This window comes from Sporosarcina koreensis (assembly GCF_000826145.2).
Classification (GTDB): domain Bacteria; phylum Bacillota; class Bacilli; order Bacillales_A; family Planococcaceae; genus Sporosarcina; species Sporosarcina trichiuri.
This window is the reverse complement of sequence record NZ_LN651337.1, coordinates 1-2,112: the sequence shown is the minus strand read 5'-3', so window position 1 is coordinate 2,112 and position 2,112 is coordinate 1. Positions and strand designations below refer to the sequence as shown.

Genomic DNA, 2,112 nt, shown 5'->3' with positions numbered 1-2,112 from the left:
GGTTTTACCACTAAACTACACCCGCACGACTATGGTGGTTCAGGACGGAATCGAACCGCCGACACAAGGATTTTCAGTCCTTTGCTCTACCGACTGAGCTACTGAACCAGCAAAGAGAACTATGTATAAAATAAAAATGGCGGTCCCGACCGGGATCGAACCGGCGATCTCCTGCGTGACAGGCAGGCATGTTAACCGCTACACCACGGGACCATTTGGTTGCGGGGGCAGGATTTGAACCTGCGACCTTCGGGTTATGAGCCCGACGAGCTACCACTGCTCCACCCCGCGATAATAATAGTAGTACTGCATTTGAGCTTTCACGCTCATGGTTCTGCTGTTTGCAAGATTACGGATTTCTTTCAGAAATCCTACAAATCGTCATCTTCGTATGACGCTTTGCTCCACCCCGCGATAATAATAGTAGTACTGCATTTGAGCTTTCACGCTCATGGTTCTGCTGTTTGCAAGATTACGGATTTCTTTCAGAAATCCTACAAATCGTCATCTTCGTATGACGCTTTGCTCCACCCCGCGATAATATTATTAGTAATGCATGTGAGCTTTCACTCTTACGTGCTATGTGATGAAAATGGAGGAGGTAGAGGGATTCGAACCCCCGCGGGTTTTGACACCCCTGTCGGTTTTCAAGACCGATCCCTTCAGCCAGACTTGGGTATACCTCCGATATGGACAGCAATACTGGTGGACCTTGCAGGACTCGAACCTGCGACCGGACGGTTATGAGCCGTCTGCTCTAACCAACTGAGCTAAAGGTCCTTTAGATGGCGGCAGAGGGGATCGAACCCCCGACCTCACGGGTATGAACCGTACGCTCTAGCCAGCTGAGCTACGCCGCCAAGAAATGAATGGAATACTTATGGTGGAGCCTAGCGGGATCGAACCGCTGACCTCCTGCGTGCAAGGCAGGCGCTCTCCCAGCTGAGCTAAGGCCCCATGAATTACTGGTCGGGAAGACAGGATTCGAACCTGCGACCCCTTGGTCCCAAACCAAGTGCTCTACCAAGCTGAGCTACTTCCCGGGTCATCTGTAAGTAGAAGCATAAAAATGGCGCGCCCGGCAGAAGTCGAATCCACAACCTTCTGATCCGTAGTCAGACGCTCTATCCAATTGAGCTACGGGCGCAATATACATTGTATTACCTGATTAAGTAAAGTGGAGCGGAAGACGGGATTCGAACCCGCGACCCCGACCTTGGCAAGGTCGTATTCTACCACTGAACTACTTCCGCGTAAAGGATGCGGATGAAGGGACTTGAACCCCCACGCCCGAAGGCACTAGATCCTGATTCTAGCGCGTCTGCCAATTCCGCCACACCCGCATAATGCTAATGCATCCTTTTGATGAAACTAAGAAATGGTGAGCCATGCAGGATTCGAACCTGCGACCCTCTGATTAAAAGTCAGATGCTCTACCAACTGAGCTAATGGCTCGTACAAAGTGGTGCCGGCGAAAGGACTTGAACCCTCAACCTACTGATTACAAGTCAGTTGCTCTACCAGTTGAGCTACACCGGCACAAAATATGGTGGAGGATGACGGGCTCGAACCGCCGACCCTCTGCTTGTAAGGCAGATGCTCTCCCAGCTGAGCTAATCCTCCATAATACGCATTGCTGCGCCTGCCTGGCAACGTCCTACTCTCACAGGGGGAAGCCCCCTACTACCATCGGCGCTGAAGAACTTAACTTCCGTGTTCGGTATGGGAACGGGTGTGACCTCTTCGCCATCATTACCAGACAAGTGATCTGCCGCTTAACGACATTTCATATTATATACTATAAACCATGTAAAGTGCAAGAGTTTTTTTGAAAGAATTTATTGTTCCTTCAAAACTGGATAAAACGGACATTGTGCAGTCAAGACCGCCTCACGGCGCTTCGACTTTCGCGTAATCCAGCTTCGACTCCCTGATGCTTGAGGTCATAAGTCAACTCGTCTGCGTGGCAGAAACCGCCACTCCGTCGATTCGCCTTATGCTTGTCGCATCAAAACGGTCGTCTCCGCTTTTTTGTTTTGGTTAAGTCCTCGATCGATTAGTATCTGTCAGCTCCACATGTCGCCATGCTTCCACACCAGACCTATCCACCTC

At 50.6% G+C, this 2,112-nt stretch carries 14 tRNA genes and 1 rRNA gene; all 15 read right to left on the bottom strand.

What is annotated here, in order from left to right:
- Nucleotides 1–32: 32 nt before the first annotated feature.
- Nucleotides 33–108 (bottom strand) — tRNA-Phe (locus tag BN1190_RS05695).
- A gap of 29 nt (nt 109–137) precedes the next feature.
- A tRNA-Asp gene (locus BN1190_RS05690) sits at nt 138–213 on the bottom strand.
- Between the two features lie 3 nt (nt 214–216).
- A tRNA-Met gene (locus BN1190_RS05685) sits at nt 217–291 on the bottom strand.
- Nucleotides 292–593: 302 nt separating this feature from the next.
- Nucleotides 594–686, bottom strand: a tRNA-Ser gene (locus BN1190_RS05680).
- A 17-nt stretch (nt 687–703) separates the two neighbouring features.
- A tRNA-Ile gene (locus BN1190_RS05675) sits at nt 704–780 on the bottom strand.
- A 6-nt stretch (nt 781–786) separates the two neighbouring features.
- A tRNA-Met gene (locus BN1190_RS05670) sits at nt 787–860 on the bottom strand.
- A 21-nt stretch (nt 861–881) separates the two neighbouring features.
- A tRNA-Ala gene (locus tag BN1190_RS05665) sits at nt 882–957 on the bottom strand.
- Nucleotides 958–966: 9 nt separating this feature from the next.
- A tRNA-Pro gene (locus BN1190_RS05660) sits at nt 967–1,043 on the bottom strand.
- A gap of 27 nt (nt 1,044–1,070) precedes the next feature.
- A tRNA-Arg gene (locus BN1190_RS05655) sits at nt 1,071–1,147 on the bottom strand.
- A gap of 31 nt (nt 1,148–1,178) precedes the next feature.
- Nucleotides 1,179–1,253, bottom strand: a tRNA-Gly gene (locus BN1190_RS05650).
- A gap of 8 nt (nt 1,254–1,261) precedes the next feature.
- Nucleotides 1,262–1,343, bottom strand: a tRNA-Leu gene (locus BN1190_RS05645).
- A gap of 36 nt (nt 1,344–1,379) precedes the next feature.
- A tRNA-Lys gene (locus BN1190_RS05640) sits at nt 1,380–1,455 on the bottom strand.
- A gap of 8 nt (nt 1,456–1,463) precedes the next feature.
- Nucleotides 1,464–1,539: transfer RNA gene (locus tag BN1190_RS05635), tRNA-Thr, on the bottom strand.
- 8 nt (nt 1,540–1,547) lie between these two features.
- Nucleotides 1,548–1,623: transfer RNA gene (locus tag BN1190_RS05630), tRNA-Val, on the bottom strand.
- 21 nt (nt 1,624–1,644) lie between these two features.
- Nucleotides 1,645–1,760, bottom strand: a 5S ribosomal RNA gene (gene rrf / locus BN1190_RS05625).
- Between the last annotated feature and the right edge of the window lie 352 nt (nt 1,761–2,112).